Below are 14045 nucleotides of genomic sequence, written 5' to 3'. Positions count from 1 at the left end.
CTTGCCCCAGCGCGCGCGCTTTGCAAAGCGTCGACGCGATGAATCGCGTTCTCGCCCTCGTCGAACGGCTGCGTGATCGCTTCGGCGAGCGCGCGGTGGTGACCGACCGCGACGCGATCGCGCCGTGGCTGACCGACTGGCGCGGGCGCTGGACCGGGGCGGCCGAGGCGCTGCTCCAGCCCGGATCGACCGAAGACGTCGCGGCGATGGTCGCGGCGGCACGCGAGGCCGGGGTGGCGCTGGTGCCGCAGGGCGGCAACACGTCGATGGTCGGCGGCGCGACCCCGCCCGCCGACGGGTCGGCACTGATCCTGTCGCTGCGCCGGATGAACCGCATCCGCGCGATCGAACCGGCGTCGCGAAGCGCGCTGGCCGAGGCCGGGGTGATCCTGCAGACGCTGCACGAGGCCGCGAACCACGAGGGGCTGCGCTTTCCGCTGACGCTCGGCGCGCGGGGCAGCGCGACGATCGGCGGGCTCGTCTCGACCAATGCCGGGGGGACGCAGGTGCTCCGCTTCGGCACGATGCGCGGGCTCGTGCAGGGCATCGAGGCGGTGCTTCCCGACGGGACGGTCCACGACGGGCTGAGCGGGCTCAAGAAGGACAATCGCGGGACCAGCCTCGACCAGCTGTTGATCGGGGCCGAGGGTACGCTTGGGATTGTCACCGCCGCACGGCTCCGGCTGGTGCCCGCGGTGGCGGCGCGCGCGGTCGCGTGGCTCGGGCTCGCCAGCCCGCACGCCGCGCTCGACACGCTCCGCGCGCTCGAGGCAGCGACCGACCGGATCGAGGGGTTCGAGCTGGTCCCCGACGAGAGCCTGCAGGCGGCGTTGAGCGAGATCGAAGGGACCCGCGCCCCGCTGGCGGGCGCTCATGCGTGGCACGTGCTGGTCGAGGCGACCGCCGCCTCGCCGGCCGAGGAAGCGCCCGAGGCGCTGCTCGAACGACTGCTCGCGCCGCTGCTGGCGAGCGGGCTGGTCGAGGACGCGACCATCGCTGCGTCCGAATCGCAGGCCGAGGCCTTCTGGCGGATCCGCGACAGCCTGTCGGAGGCCGAGAAAAAGGCGTTCGGCCCCGCCACCCAGCACGACCTTTCGGTCCCGGTCGAACGCATGCCGACCTTCCTCGCCGAGGCGTCGGCGGCGGTGGAGGCGGCGTTTCCGGGGACGCGCGCGTCGGGCTTCGGCCACCTTGGCGACGGCAATATCCATTTCCACGTCCGCGCGATGGCACGCGGCCGTCCCGGCTGGATCGACCACGAAGGCCCGGCGGTGACCCGGCTGGTCGACGACCTCGTCACCGCCGCGGGCGGTTCGATCAGCGCCGAGCACGGCATCGGCCAGATGAAACGCGACGAACTCGCCCGGCTCGACCCGGCGCGCGTCGCGACCTTGAAAGCGATCCGCGCCGCGCTCGATCCGGGCGGGCTGATGAACCCGGGGAAACTGACATGAGCAGGCTTGCAGGAATCGAACTCGGCGGCACCAAGATCATCGCCGCGATCGCGGAAGGGACGACGATCGTCGCGCGGGAGCGGTGGGAGACCGGCCAGCCCGCCGACACGCTCGCCGCAGTCAACCGCTGGCTTCGCGAGCGGCAGGCCGAAGCCCAGTTCGAAGCGCTCGGCATCGCCGCGTTCGGCCCGGTGCGGGTCGACCCGGCGGCAAGCGATTTCGGCCATATCCTCTCCACTCCCAAGCCCGGCTGGGCGGGGGCCGACCTCGCGCCGCTCGCCGACGGCCTGGGAGTGCCGTGGGGGCTCGACACCGACGTCAACGCCGCCGCGCTGGCCGAGGCGCGGTGGGGCGCGGGGGCGGGCGCCAACTATTCGTCGCTGGTCTATCTCACCATCGGCACCGGGATCGGCGCGGGCGTGCTGATCGACGGTCACCCGCTGCACGGCGCGCTGCATCCCGAGATCGGGCATTTGCGGGTGCGCAAGGCCGACGGTTTCGCCGGGGTCTGCCCGTCCCACGGCGATTGCGCCGAGGGGCTGGTCGCCGGCCCGGCGCTGTGGAAGCGGCTGGGCGGCGACCCCAACGCGGCGGCCGACCTCGACGCCCCCGCGCGCGACCTCGCCGAACTGTTCGCCGCGCTGCTGCTCGCCTATGCGCCCAACCGGCTGCTGGTCGGCGGGGGGATTGGGGTCGGGGTGCCGCGGCTGATCGACGCCGCCTGCGCGCACGTCCCCGCGATCCTCAACGGCTATCTGCCCGGGCTCGACAGCGCCGCGGCGGTGCGCGCGGTGATCGAGGCGCCACGGCTCGGCGCGGACGCGGGGCCGCTCGGCGCGATCGCGGTCGCTGATGAAGCCCTTCGATTACGCTGACGCGTTCAATCGATTGGACCGATTGACTGCCAAGGCCTAGACCGGCCGCCTGTTCCATTCAGCGGAGACGATTCTCATGGACGCGAAAACTGGCGATATTGGCGGCTGCCCGATGCACGGCGGCAAGGCGCGCTCGCTGCTGGGCCGCACCAACAAGGACTGGTGGCCCGAGGCGCTTCCGGTCGACATGCTCCACCAGAACGGCCGGTCGCCCGACCCGATGGGTCCGGATTTCGACTATGCGACCGCGTTCAAGGGCCTCGACCATGACGCGCTCAAGGCTGACCTCACCGCGCTGATGACCGACAGCCAGCCGTGGTGGCCGGCCGACTATGGCCACTACGGCCCCTTCTTCATTCGCATGGCGTGGCACGCGGCGGGGACCTACCGTGTCACCGACGGGCGCGGCGGCGCGTCGAGCGGGCAGCAGCGGTTCGAGCCGCTCAACAGCTGGCCCGACAACGGCAACCTCGATAAGGCGCGGCGCCTGCTGTGGCCGATCAAGCAGAAGTACGGGCCGGCGATCAGCTGGGCCGACCTGTTCATCCTCGCGGGCAATGTCGCGATCGAGAGCATGGGCGGGCCGGTGTTCGGCTTCGGCGGCGGACGCAAGGACGTCTACCAGTCGGAAGGCGACACCTTCTGGGGCGCCGAGGAAATCTGGGTTAGCGACGGCGCGCCGACCCGGATCACCGAGGAGCAGGTCGAGCTTGAAGGCCCGCTAGCGGCGATCCAGATGGGCCTGATCTACGTCAATCCCGAAGGGCCGGGCGGCGATCCCGACCCGCTGAAGTCGGCGCGCGACATGAAGGCGACCTTTTCGCGCATGGCGATGAATTCGGAGGAGACGGTGGCGCTCACCGCCGGCGGCCACGCGTTCGGCAAGGCGCACGGCGCCAAGCCCGCCGACAATTTCGGCAAGAACCCGGCGTCGGAAGCGCTCCACCTGCAGGGGCTCGGCTGGCTGACCGACGACGAGCAGATCGGCAAGGGCAACATCACCACCTCGGGGATCGAGGGTGCCTGGTCGAACAACCCGACGAAGTGGGGCGGCGACTATTTCCGCCTGCTGTTCAAGTACGACTATGAGCTGACCACCAGTCCGGCGGGCGCAAAGCAGTGGACCCCGGTCAACCCCGAGCCCGAGGACATGGCTCCCGACGCACGCGACCCCAACAAGCGCGTGCCGACGATCATGACCACCGCCGACATGGCGCTGAAGATGGACCCCGAGTTCCGCGAGATCTCGCTCCGCTTCAAGGACGACCAGGCCGCGCTCGACGATGCCTTCGCCCGCGCCTGGTTCAAGCTGACCCATCGCGACATGGGCCCCAAGGCGCTCTACCTCGGGCCCGACGTCCCCGCCGAAGATCTCATCTGGCAAGACCCGGTGCCGCAGGGGACCGTCCCGTCGGCGGCCGACGTCGCCGCGTTCAAGGACAAGGTGCTGGCGAGCGGGCTGACGATCGCACAGCTGGTCAAGACCGCCTGGGCCTCGGCCTCGACCTATCGCGGGTCGGACAAGCGCGGCGGCGCGAACGGCGCGCGGATCGCGCTCGCCCCGCAAAAGGACTGGGCGGTCAACGAGCCCGCCGAGCTCGCCAATGTGCTCGCCAAGCTCAACGAGCTGCGCGGGTCGATCAGCCTCGCCGACGCGATCGTGCTGGCCGGCTCGGCGGCGGTCGAGAAGGCGGCGAAGGACGGCGGCAACGCGGTTGACGTGCCGTTCACCGGCGGTCGCGGCGACGCGACGCAGGAATGGACCGACGTCGAGAGCTTCCACTGGATGGAGCCGCAGGCCGACGGGTTCCGCAACTTCCTCAAGACCCGCCAGAATGTGAAGACCGAGGAACTGCTGCTCGACCGCGCCTCGCTGCTCGGGCTGTCGGCGCCCGAGATGGCTGTGCTCGTCGCCGGGCTGCGCGTGCTCGGCGCCAATTACGGCGACCGGCCGGAAGGAGTGTGCACCCACCGCAAGGGCCAGCTGACCAACGATTTTTTCGTGAACCTGCTCGACAACAACACCTTCTGGGACCTGAAGGACCCGTCGAGCGACGAGGAGTTCGTCGGCTACAGCCGCGGCGGGCGCGAGCAGAAGTGGACCGCGACCCGCACCGACCTCGTGTTCGGGTCGAACAGCCAGCTTCGCGCCATCGCCGAGGTCTATGCCGAAAAGGGCGGCGACCGGAAGTTTGTGGCGGACTTCGTCAAGGCGTGGGTTAAGGTGATGAATGCCGACCTGATCGGCTAAACCACGCTTCGGTCAAGGTAGCGGCCAGCGCCCGACCCCGGGCGCTGGCCGTTCCTTTGTCCGCTCAGCGCTGCATCTGCATGTTGGTCATCGTCTCGGGCGGCATCATGTTCGCGTTGAGGTTCGACATGATCCACAGCGTTCCGACGCACACCAGCACGACGACCAGCACCCCGAAGGCGACCGCGAGCGCGTTGTTGGTGTTGTCGGGACCGCTGGTGAGGTGAAGGAAGAAGACGAGGTGGATGCCCATCTGCGCCACCGCCAGCACGAGCAGCCCGATCGCCACCCCCGGCTGCCAGAAGACGCCGCCGTCGATCGCGATCCAGAAGGACACGCCGGTCAGCGCCGCCGCGAGGACGAGCCCGATAAGATAGCCGACGACTCCGTCGATCGGGTCGCGGTGGGCGTCTTCGCCGGGGGCGCGGTCGGCGCCTTGCGGGGTGTTGTGCTGCTCGCTCATCCGCGCGCTCCGAGTAGATAGACGACGGTGAACACGCCGATCCAGACGATGTCGAGCGCGTGCCAGAACAGCGCGAAGCACAGCATCCGCCGCTTGATGTCGTCGCGGAAGCCCTTTGCCCAGAATTGCGCCATCATCGTCCCGCACCACAGGATGGCGGCCGAGACGTGCAGCCCGTGGCAGCCGACGAGCGCGAAAAAGGACGACAGGAATGCGCTTCGCTGCGGGCCCGCGCCCTCGGCGATCATGCCGACGAACTCGTTGAGCTCGAGCGCGACGAAGACGAAGCCGAGCAGCCCCGTGACGAGCAGCGCGACCTGGGTCCAGCGCATCGAGCGCGCCTCGGCGGCGATGCTCGCCATGCCGCAGGCGAAGGTCGACAGCAGCAGGCAGCCGGTCTGGATCGCGGTTGTGTCGAGGTGGAACAGCTGCCGACCCGACGGGCCGCCGTCGGTATTGCCCGACAGCACCGCATAGGCGGCGAAGAAGCCCGAGAAGAGGATGATGTCCGACACCAGGAACAGCCAGAAGCCGTAGCTGACGACGATCCCCTTGGGCGCGGTCCCGCCCTCGGGCTTGGGTTCGCCGAGGATGGCGTGCGGGTCGGCCGAGGCGGCGCTCACTGGCTCCACTCCGGGTGAGCGAGGAGCGCGGTCTTGCGCTCGCGATTATGGCGCGAATAGGCGGCGAGCGTGTCGGCATCGACCTCATATTCCGGCTCGTCGCGCCACGCGAACCAGACGAACACTGCATAGGCGCCGATCAGCCCGAGGATCACCGCCCACCAGATGTGCCAGATCATCGCGAAGCCGAGCACGGTGGTGAAAAAGGCGACGACCACCCCGGTCGGCGAATTATGCGGCATGTGGATCGCCTGATAGTCGGGCTCGTCGGGCAGCTTCTGCTGCTCGATCGCCAGCCGCTTCATCCCCCAATAGGCCTCGGCATCCTCGACATGGAGGTCCTGCGAGAAGTTGTAGGAGGGCGGGGGCGAGCTCGTCGCCCATTCGAGCGTCCGCCCGTGCCACGGGTCGCCGCTTTCGTCGCGAAGCCGCTCGCGGTCGCGGATCGACACGTAGAGCTGGATCGCTGTGCAGGCGATGCCCGCGAGGATGATCAGCGCCCCGACGCCCGCGACGTAGAGATAGGGAATCCAGTCGGGATCGGTGGTGTGCTGCATCCGCCGGGTCATGCCCATCAGCCCGAGCGCGTAGAGCGGCATGAAGGCGACGTAGAAGCCGACCACCCAGCAGGCCCATGAGGCAAGGCCCCACCGCTCGTCGAGGCGGAAGCCGAACGCCTTGGGGAACCAGTAATTATAGCCCGCGAACGCCCCGAACAGCACGCCGCCGATCACGACGTTGTGGAAATGGGCGACGAGGAACAGCGAGTTGTGGAGGACGAAGTCGACCGGCGGGACCGCGAGCAGGACGCCGGTCATCCCGCCGATGACGAAGGTCACCATGAACGCCACCGCCCACAGGAGCGGGACCGAGAAGCGGACCCGGCCGCGGTACATGGTGAACAGCCAGTTGAACACCTTCACCCCGGTCGGCACCGCGATGATCATCGTCGCGACGCCGAAAAAGGCGTTGACGTTGGCCCCCGCGCCCATGGTGAAGAAATGGTGCAGCCAGACGATGAACGACAGCACCAGGATGGCCATCGTCGCGGTGATCATCGAGCGGTAGCCGAACAGCGGCTTGCCGCTGAAGGTCGAGATCACCTCGGAAAAGATGCCGAACGCCGGAAGGATCAGGATGTAGACCTCGGGGTGGCCCCACGCCCAGATGAGGTTGACGTACATCATCGCGTTGCCGCCGCCGTCGACGGTGAAGAAGTGGAAGCCGAGGTAGCGGTCGAGCATCAGCATCGCGAGCGTCGAGGTCAGGATCGGGAAGGCGGCGATGATCAGCAGGTTCGAGGCGAGGCTGGTCCAGCAGAAGATCGGCATCCGTGTCAGGCTCATCCCCGGCGCGCGCATCTTGAGGATGGTGGTGACGAAGTTGACGCCGGCCATCAGCGTTCCGGCGCCTGATATCTGGAGGGCGACGAGGTAATAGTCGACCCCGACGCCCGGCGAATAGGCAAGCTCGCTGAGCGGCGGATAGACCAGCCAGCCGGTACGCGCGAACTCGCCGACGATCAGGCTGATGTTGATCAGCGCCATGCCCGAGGCGGTCAGCCAGAAGCTGACCGAGTTGAGCGTGGGAAAGGCGACGTCGCGGATTCCGAGCTGGAGCGGGACGACGAAGTTCATCAGCCCGATCATGAAGGTCATCGCGACGAAGAAGATCATGATTGTCCCGTGCGCCGAGAAGATCTGGTCGTAATGTTCGGGCGAGAGGTATCCCGGCGCCCCCGCGACCGCCATCGCCTGCTGCGAGCGCATCATCAGCGCGTCGACGAAGCCACGCAGCAGCATCACCAGCGCGACGACGCAGTACATCACCCCGATCCGCTTGTGATCGACCGAGGTGATCCATTCGCGCCAAAGATAGGGCCAGTAGCCCTTCGACCAGGTCCAGAAGAGCACGGCGACCACGCTGACGATCACGATGCCGCCCGCGACGAGCGGGATCGGCTGGTCCAGCGGGATGGCGTCGAGGCCGAGTTTGCCGAACAGTTTCACCGGTTGCCTACCCTCTGCGTTTGTCCGTCGACGACCGCCGGCGGGGGCGGCGCCGCGGCGCGCCCCGCGACGATGTTCGCGAACAGCGCCGCATCGACCGCGCCGAACTGCGTCGGCGGGACGTTGCTCGACCGCTGCGCCAGCTTCGCGAAGGCCGGCGCGTCGAGCGCCGGCCCCGCCCCCCGGCTCGACGCGGCCCAGCGCGCGAAATCGGCCGGGGCAAGCGCGTCGACCGAAAAGCGCATGTCGGCGAACCCGTCGCCGCTATACTGCGCCGACATGCCGGCGAAGCGGCCGGGGCGATCGGCCTGAAGGTTCAGCCGCGTGACCATCCCCGACATGGTGTAGATCTGGCTGCCGAGCTGCGGCACGAAGAAGCTGTTCATCACGCCGTCGGACGTCAGCTGGAACTGGACCGGGGTCCCGGCGGGGATGACCAGCCGGTTGACGCTCGCGACGCCCTGCTCGGGATAGATGAACAGCCATTTCCAGTCGAGCGATACGACCTCGACCTGGACCGGCTTGACCGACGAGGCGAGCGGGCGCGACGGCTCGAGCTGCTGGCTGCCGATCCACGCGATCCCGCCGAGCAGCAGCACGACCATCGCCGGGATCGCCCAGACGACCAGCTCGACCTGTCCCGAATAGACGAAGTCGGGATCGTAGACCGCGCGCTTGTTGCCGGCGCGGTACCACCAGGCGAAGGCGATCGTCGCGAGGATCGTCGGGATGACGATCGCCAGCATGATCCCCAGCGAATTGAGCAGCAGCGTGCGCTCGGCCTCGGCGACCGGCCCTTGCGGCCCGAGCACGCCGCGGCCGCATCCGGCGAGGCAGAGCGCACCTGCCGCTAGCAGCGCGGCGCGCGCCCGCCGCGGGGCGGCATTTCCCATGGTCGGCATCGGCTCGTTCGGCACGTGACCCATCATCGTTCGCGAGCGGCGGACGGTCGCCCGACCGCCTGGTGGCCGGACTGAACCGCGGCTTGTCGCGCGACTCGCGGTCCCGCCGGACCCGCTCTCTTGGGGCGCCTTTAGTCCGGTAGACCGCTTATGGCCACCGCCAACTACGGTCAGATCTTCGCGCCAGGCGCTGAGGGCTCGCAGCGTCTGCCGGGTCAGTAACATTGACTCTGGAACCCCGCTTCGCTCTCTCATTCCAACCGGGGCGGAGGGGGATAGGATGCGGTTGTTCGCTTGGCTGGCCTTCGCGATGCTTGCCGGCAACGGGCCACCGCCGAAAATGGTCGTCGTCCGGGGACCCGCGGAATTGCCCGCAAAGCAATATGTTGTTGGCGGCTTGCCGAGCGTCGCCTTCCAATCGAATCGGTTCCTGACGGAGACGGTCCCTTCGCTCCGCGAGGACGTGGAGCATCTGCGGCAAACGGTGAGGATTGAAGACAATGTCCTCGCCAACGATCTGATCGCGGGATTGGCCGCGATCGCCATCCTGCAAAACCGGCCGAAGGACGCGATGGTGCTGGTCGAGGAAGCGCGAGCGGCGGGCGTCAAGCCACGCCAGCGTGCCTTCGACCTCCTGCCTTACGAGTTCGCCGCGGCCGTCGATCGAGGCGGCGCTCCCCCTGATTGCGGTCGGGGAGCAGCGCTCCTCGCCCGCCGGCTGGATTCCGTTCCGCCAGCCGTCGCAAGGGGAGAGGCGATCGCTCGATACGCGCAATTCGAAACCACTAGTCGCGCCTTGTTGGTCGGGTCGATCAAAGCGTCGATCGATCCGATAGCAGTTGCCAATCATGGCCGCGTGACCCTGCTGCAGGCCCTTCGCCTGGCGCGAAGCCGCGCAACCGCCGCAGCCATACCGGCCTGCCGGTCGGCGGTGAGTGAAATGCTTCGAACGTGGCTTGCGGATCCGCGCCACGCCGCCACCAACATTTGGAACGCGCGCGAACCCGCTGCGACGGCATTTTCGCACGCCTCTCCCGTCGTCGTGGCAATCTGGGACAGCGGCTACGATCCGAACCTGTTTCCCGGGCAGCTCGCACATGATCCGGCCGAGCCGGTCGACGGCCAGGATAATGATCGCAACGGCGTCGTCGATGACTGGAACGGCCCGACGCTCGACTATCGCCTGCGTCCGATTGCCGCGTCCTTACCGCCTCCCTCGCCGCTATTGGCGAGGCAACTCGACATGCAAATGACGCTCCACAAGGGCAACGACGACATGGAATTGGGCCTCGGCACCCCCGAAGCCGGCTTCATGGCAAAGCGCGCGCGCGAGGCTGATGTCGAGGCGCAGACCAACGACGACCTGCTGTGGAACGAGGTCGGGATCCGCAATCATGGGACCAAGCTCGCCAGCGAGATTGCGGACGGCGCGCCTTACGTCCGTCTCTACAACGTCTTCGCCTTGCCGTTTGGCTATGATCCCACGGCCGTGCCGCTCGACGAGGGACAGATCGATCGATGGGTCGCGGCGATCGATCGGGCAGGAGCGCGGATGCGAGCGGCCGGTGTGCGCGTCGCCAACCTCAGCTGGGGCATTACCGCCGCGGAGATCGCGCAGAACCTTCAGGAGGTCGGCGGCGAAACCGACCATTCGCGAGCCGTCGAGCGCGGAAAGGCATTGTTCGCAAAGGCGGATGCGGCGCTGCGTCGGGTCATCGCGGAATCGCCGGATATTCTGTTCGTGACGGGAGCGGGCAACAGCAACCAGAGCGACGTCATCCTGGCCTCATCGCCGCAATCGATCGTGGCGCCGAATCTGTTGGTGGTCGGCGCCGCGGAGCCGGATGGTACGATCAGCGACTTCAGCACCTTCGGCGACAGCGTTTCGATCTACGCCTGGGGCAATGGCGTGCCGGTGAGAACGCCGGGGGGCGGTGCCACGCACGGCAAGGGCACCTCCGAGGCGGCCCCCCTCGTCGTTCGGGCGGCCGCCCAAATGCTGGCCGTCAATCCGCGGCTGTCCGCCGTCCAACTTTCGCAAGCGTTGCGGTCGACCGCTACCAAGGGTGACGATGGCCTAGCCCTACTCCACCCCGCAAATGCGGTCGAATGGGCGAGGACGCATTGAACGACTTTCGTCGCGTTTGGCGGGATTCCGGCAAATTTTTCAATAGGTCAGCTCGCTCGAAACTGGCGCGCCCGGCAGGATTCGAACCTGCGACCACGAGCTTAGAAGGCACGTGCTCTATCCAGCTGAGCTACGGGCGCGCGCAGCGGCGCTTATGCGGGGGCCGGAAAGGGCGGGCAAGGTCACATATTTGTTTCTTGAGGCGCGATTGCGAAGGCCCCAAGTCCGCCGCTTCGCATCATCCAACGACAGAAAATGGAAATCCTGATGACCAAGCGCTCCACCGGCAAGTCGATCGCGATCTGGGTGCTTCGCCTCTTCCTCGGCCTCGCGTTCCTCGCGGCGGCGGCGATGAAGCTTAGCGGACAGCCGATGATGGTCGCCGAATTCGACAAGGTCGGCCTTGGGCAGGGCTTTCGCTACCTGACCGGGCTTCTCGAGCTCGCCGGCGGGATCGCGATCCTCGTGCCGCGCAGCTCGACGCTCGGTGCGTTGACGCTGCTGCTGGTCGACGTCGGCGCCTTCGTCGCGCAGTTGCTCGTCCTTCACGGGGACGTCATTCACACGCTCGTGATCGCGGCTTTGCTGGTCGTCCTGATCGCACTCCAGCGCCGGTCAGGCGAGCAGGCCTTCGACCAGTCCGTCGAATAGCCGGCGGCCGTCGGTGCCGCCGTGCGCGGCTTCGATCACCCGCTCGGGATGTGGCATCATGCCGAGCACGTTGCCCGCGTCGTTGAGGATCCCGGCAATCGACCGCGCCGAGCCGTTGACCTCTTCGGTATAGCGGAAAGCCACCCGGCCCTCACCCTCGAGCCGGTCGAGCGTCGCCGCGTCGGCCTGGAAATTGCCGTCGTGGTGCGCGACCGGCACCGCGATTTCCTCGCCCGCGCGGTAGCGGCTGGTGAACAGCGACTGGCTGTTCTCGACCTTGAGGCCCACCGTTCGGCAGACGAAGTGGAGCCCCGCGTTGCGCATCAGCGCGCCGGGCAGCAGCCCCGCCTCGGTCAGCACCTGGAAGCCGTTGCAGATGCCGAGCACCGGAACGCCCTTGCCCGCCGCCTCGGCGACGGCGCGCATGATCGGCGAGCGTGCCGCCATCGCCCCCGAGCGAAGGTAGTCGCCGTACGAAAAGCCGCCGGGGACGGCGATAAAGTCGGTGCCGGTGGGGAGCGCGCTGTCGCGGTGCCAGACCATCGCCGGGGCGCGGCCGGTCACTTCGCGAATGGCGACGGCAAGGTCGCGGTCGCAGTTGCTGCCGGGAAAGACGATGACCGCCGCGCTCACGCGGCGGGCTCCAGCCGCTCGATGCGGAAATTCTCGATCACCGTGTTGGCGAGCAGCTTGCGGCACATCTCGGCGATCGTCTCGTCGTCGGTCCCGTCGGCGAGGTCGAGCTCGATCAGCTTGCCCGCGCGGACGTCGGCGACCCCGTCGAACCCGAGACCCTCGAGCGCATGGTGGATCGCCTTGCCCTGCGGGTCGAGCACGCCGGGCTTCAAGGTGACGAACACGCGGGCTTTCATCGGGGGCTCCTCGGGCAGGAATGGCGATGCGCGCCCCTATGACGCCGACGCCGCAAAACGACAAGCTTCACCATCCATTTACCATTTGGGCGGACAATCGGCGACGGTTGCCGGGACTCGCTCCGGGGCCGTGGGGAAGGGTTGTTCGATGGTTCCGCTGGCCGCCGCCATGTTCGTCGCGCTGTTCGGCTGGGGCGCGCAATATTTCGGCTGGGACGATGCCGACGGCAAGGTCCAGCTCGCGCTGGTCACCGCCTACGTCCTCGGCGCGGTCTGCGGCTACAAGAGCAAGGGCTGATCGGCTAGGGCGGTCGGCGATGACCGACCTGCCTCCCTATGCCAAGCTGCTGCGCCTCTCGATGAGCGACGGGCTGGTGACGATGCCGTTCCACGACGACGTGCTCGGCCGGCCGGGCTTCCTCCACGGCGGGGCGATCGCGGGGCTGCTCGAATTCGCTGCGTTCGAGGCGCTGAAGGCCGCGCTCGGCGACGAGCCCGCGAGCCTCAAGCCGATCAGCGTCACGGTCGACTATATGCGCGGCGGCGCGGCGCGCCACGGCCAGACCAGCGCGAAGGGGACGGTCGAGCGGCTCGGCAAGCGGATCGCCAATGTCGAGGCGATCGCCTGGCAGCACGACCCGGCGCGGCCGATCGCCGCGGCGCGGATCAACTTTCTCGTCGAACGCGCGTCAGCCGCGGCCTAGCCGCCCGACCTCGCCGGCGTGAAAGCGCGGGCCGCCGAACAGCTCGTCGAGCACCGCCTGCCGTTTCATATAAAGGCCGATGTCATGCTCGTCGGTCATGCCGATCCCGCCGTGCATCTGGACGCCCTCCTGCACCGCGAGCCGCGCGACCTTGCCCGCCTTGGCCTTGGCCACCGCGGTCATCAGCGCCGCGCGCGGGTCGTTGGAATCGAGCAGCTGCGCCGCCTTCATCGTCGCGGCGCGCGCGATCTCGATCTCGCCGTAAAGGTGCGCGGCGCGATGCTGGAGCGCCTGGAACTCGCCGATCAGCCGCCCGAACTGCTTGCGCTGCCGAAGATAGTCGAAGGTCATCGCCGCCGCGCCGGCGGCGACGCCGACCAGCTCGGCTGCCGCGCCGGCGCGCCCGGCATCGAGCGCGCGCGACAGCGGCGCCCAGCCGCCGTCGACCTCGCCGACCACCGCGTAGGCATCGACCGCCACGCGCTCGAAGCCGATCCGCGCCGCCTTCGACGAATCGGCCAGCGCGACGTTCTCAATTGTCAGCCCCGCCGCGCCCTTGGGCACCGCGAACAGGGTCATGCCGTCGATCTCGCCCGCCGACCCGCCGGTCCGCGCCGCGACCAGCAGCAGGTCCGCGCTCGCGCCGTGGACGACGAACTGCTTGGCGCCGTCGAGCACGAAGCCGTTGCCCTGCCGCTCGGCGCGCATCGCGGTGCGCGCCGGGTCGTGGTGGCGTCCTTCGTCGACCGCCAGCGCGGCAACGGTCTCGCCCGCGGCGATACCGGGAAACCAGCGCGCGGCCTGCGCGCTGCCCTGGAGCGCGCGCACCGCCGCCACCGCGGTCGTGAGGAAGGGGGAGGGGGTGAGGTTGCGCCCCACTTCCTCGAGCACGAGGTTCGCCTCGACCTGCCCGAGACCCGCGCCGCCCTCGGCCTCGGGGACCAGCATGCCGGTCAGCCCGAGCTCGGCGAACTGCTTCCACAGCCCGTGGCCGAACCCGTCCTTGCAGCCGATGTCGCGCCAGTGGCGAAGCTGGGTCCGAATCGCCCCCTCGTCGGCCATGAACGGCGCGACGGTGTCGTGGAGCATCCGCTGGTCGTCGGTCAGGATCAT

Annotated in this window: 14 protein-coding genes and 1 tRNA gene; 7 read left to right on the top strand and 8 right to left on the bottom strand. The window is 68.5% G+C overall.

All coding sequences use genetic code 11. The annotated features are described in order from the left end of the window. Positions 1-38 precede the first annotated feature (38 nt). From ABDK56_RS04815 to katG, 3 genes are all read left to right on the top strand, one after another. Positions 39-1454, top strand: a complete 1416-nt coding sequence (locus ABDK56_RS04815) for an FAD-binding oxidoreductase (protein ID WP_349807002.1) — start codon at positions 39-41, stop codon at positions 1452-1454. Next, on the top strand, positions 1451-2329 hold the full coding sequence (locus ABDK56_RS04810) for an ROK family protein (RefSeq protein WP_349807001.1): 879 nt from the start codon (positions 1451-1453) through the stop codon (positions 2327-2329). The genes ABDK56_RS04815 and ABDK56_RS04810 overlap by 4 nt, the downstream gene beginning before the upstream one ends. Positions 2330-2405: 76 nt before the next feature. Continuing rightward, on the top strand, positions 2406-4580 hold the full coding sequence (katG, locus tag ABDK56_RS04805) for a catalase/peroxidase HPI (protein WP_349807000.1): 2175 nt from the start codon (positions 2406-2408) through the stop codon (positions 4578-4580). Between the two features lie 64 nt (positions 4581-4644). On the opposite strand, the gene cyoD is transcribed toward katG, so the two are convergent. The 4 genes from cyoD to cyoA are packed head-to-tail and all read right to left on the bottom strand — an operon-like array spanning position 4645 to position 8577. Beyond that, complete coding sequence (gene cyoD / locus ABDK56_RS04800; protein WP_349806999.1) at positions 4645-5043, bottom strand: cytochrome o ubiquinol oxidase subunit IV; 399 nt, start codon at positions 5041-5043, stop codon at positions 4645-4647. Then, positions 5040-5666, bottom strand: coding sequence for a cytochrome (ubi)quinol oxidase subunit III (locus ABDK56_RS04795; RefSeq protein WP_349806998.1), 627 nt, complete (start codon positions 5664-5666; stop codon positions 5040-5042). Before ABDK56_RS04795 ends, cyoD begins: the two co-directional genes overlap by 4 nt. Further along, positions 5663-7675 carry a cytochrome o ubiquinol oxidase subunit I gene (cyoB, locus tag ABDK56_RS04790; protein WP_349806997.1) on the bottom strand — a complete coding sequence of 671 codons (2013 nt, stop codon included), beginning with the start codon at positions 7673-7675 and terminating at the stop codon, positions 5663-5665. Before cyoB ends, ABDK56_RS04795 begins: the two co-directional genes overlap by 4 nt. Continuing rightward, the gene (cyoA, locus tag ABDK56_RS04785) at positions 7672-8577 is read right to left on the bottom strand and encodes a ubiquinol oxidase subunit II (protein WP_349806996.1); all 906 of its coding nucleotides are present in this window, start codon (positions 8575-8577) and stop codon (positions 7672-7674) included. The genes cyoB and cyoA overlap by 4 nt, the downstream gene beginning before the upstream one ends. 280 nt (positions 8578-8857) lie before the next feature. Between cyoA and ABDK56_RS04780 the strand changes: the two genes are divergently transcribed. Then, the gene (locus ABDK56_RS04780) at positions 8858-10705 is read left to right on the top strand and encodes a S8 family serine peptidase (RefSeq protein WP_349806995.1); all 1848 of its coding nucleotides are present in this window, start codon (positions 8858-8860) and stop codon (positions 10703-10705) included. Between the two features lie 63 nt (positions 10706-10768). On the opposite strand, the gene ABDK56_RS04775 is transcribed toward ABDK56_RS04780, so the two are convergent. Further along, positions 10769-10845 (bottom strand) — tRNA-Arg (locus ABDK56_RS04775). A gap of 127 nt (positions 10846-10972) precedes the next feature. Between ABDK56_RS04775 and ABDK56_RS04770 the strand changes: the two genes are divergently transcribed. Further along, a complete protein-coding gene (locus ABDK56_RS04770) occupies positions 10973-11356 on the top strand; it encodes a DoxX family protein (protein WP_349806994.1) in 384 nt (127 codons plus the stop codon). Here ABDK56_RS04770 and purQ read toward each other — a convergent pair. Next, positions 11321-11989: a phosphoribosylformylglycinamidine synthase subunit PurQ gene (gene purQ / locus ABDK56_RS04765; RefSeq protein ID WP_349806993.1), complete on the bottom strand. Its 669-nt coding sequence runs from the start codon at positions 11987-11989 to the stop codon at positions 11321-11323. The two genes, ABDK56_RS04770 and purQ, sit on opposite strands and share 36 nt — an antisense overlap. Next, positions 11986-12228 (bottom strand): phosphoribosylformylglycinamidine synthase subunit PurS, encoded by a 243-nt coding sequence (gene purS / locus ABDK56_RS04760; RefSeq protein WP_349806992.1) that lies wholly within the window; start codon positions 12226-12228, stop codon positions 11986-11988. The genes purQ and purS overlap by 4 nt, the downstream gene beginning before the upstream one ends. A 148-nt stretch (positions 12229-12376) precedes the next feature. Between purS and ABDK56_RS04755 the strand changes: the two genes are divergently transcribed. Both ABDK56_RS04755 and ABDK56_RS04750 read left to right on the top strand, forming a co-directional pair. After that, entirely contained in the window at positions 12377-12526 is a 150-nt protein-coding gene (locus ABDK56_RS04755) for a hypothetical protein (protein ID WP_349806991.1), read from the top strand. A gap of 19 nt (positions 12527-12545) precedes the next feature. Continuing rightward, entirely contained in the window at positions 12546-12932 is a 387-nt protein-coding gene (locus ABDK56_RS04750; RefSeq protein ID WP_349806990.1) for a PaaI family thioesterase, read from the top strand. Here the strand turns inward: ABDK56_RS04750 and ABDK56_RS04745 are convergent. Further along, positions 12918-14045, bottom strand: coding sequence for an acyl-CoA dehydrogenase family protein (locus tag ABDK56_RS04745; RefSeq protein WP_349807276.1), 1128 nt, complete (start codon positions 14043-14045; stop codon positions 12918-12920). The two genes, ABDK56_RS04750 and ABDK56_RS04745, sit on opposite strands and share 15 nt — an antisense overlap.

Source organism: Sphingomonas sp. ASV193 (genome assembly GCF_040203355.1).
Taxonomy (GTDB): Bacteria; Pseudomonadota; Alphaproteobacteria; order Sphingomonadales; family Sphingomonadaceae; genus Sphingomicrobium.
The sequence above is the reverse complement of the archived record's forward strand: the minus strand, read 5'-3'. Positions and strand labels throughout refer to the sequence as shown.

What these genes read in the sequence shown, in the direction of transcription:
- ABDK56_RS04815 (WP_349807002.1), top strand. Translation starts at nt 39, where the DNA reads ATGAATCGCGTTCTCGCCCTCGTCGAACGGCTGCGTGATCGCTTCGGC.
- ABDK56_RS04810 (WP_349807001.1), top strand. Translation starts at nt 1,451, where the DNA reads ATGAGCAGGCTTGCAGGAATCGAACTCGGCGGCACCAAGATCATCGCC.
- katG (WP_349807000.1), top strand. Translation starts at nt 2,406, where the DNA reads ATGGACGCGAAAACTGGCGATATTGGCGGCTGCCCGATGCACGGCGGC.
- cyoD (WP_349806999.1), bottom strand. Translation starts at nt 5,043, where the DNA reads ATGAGCGAGCAGCACAACACCCCGCAAGGCGCCGACCGCGCCCCCGGC.
- cyoA (WP_349806996.1), bottom strand. Translation starts at nt 8,577, where the DNA reads ATGCCGACCATGGGAAATGCCGCCCCGCGGCGGGCGCGCGCCGCGCTG.
- ABDK56_RS04780 (WP_349806995.1), top strand. Translation starts at nt 8,858, where the DNA reads ATGCGGTTGTTCGCTTGGCTGGCCTTCGCGATGCTTGCCGGCAACGGG.
- ABDK56_RS04770 (WP_349806994.1), top strand. Translation starts at nt 10,973, where the DNA reads ATGACCAAGCGCTCCACCGGCAAGTCGATCGCGATCTGGGTGCTTCGC.
- purS (WP_349806992.1), bottom strand. Translation starts at nt 12,228, where the DNA reads ATGAAAGCCCGCGTGTTCGTCACCTTGAAGCCCGGCGTGCTCGACCCG.
- ABDK56_RS04755 (WP_349806991.1), top strand. Translation starts at nt 12,377, where the DNA reads ATGGTTCCGCTGGCCGCCGCCATGTTCGTCGCGCTGTTCGGCTGGGGC.
- ABDK56_RS04750 (WP_349806990.1), top strand. Translation starts at nt 12,546, where the DNA reads ATGACCGACCTGCCTCCCTATGCCAAGCTGCTGCGCCTCTCGATGAGC.
- ABDK56_RS04745 (WP_349807276.1), bottom strand. Translation starts at nt 14,045, where the DNA reads ATGATCCTGACCGACGACCAGCGGATGCTCCACGACACCGTCGCGCCG.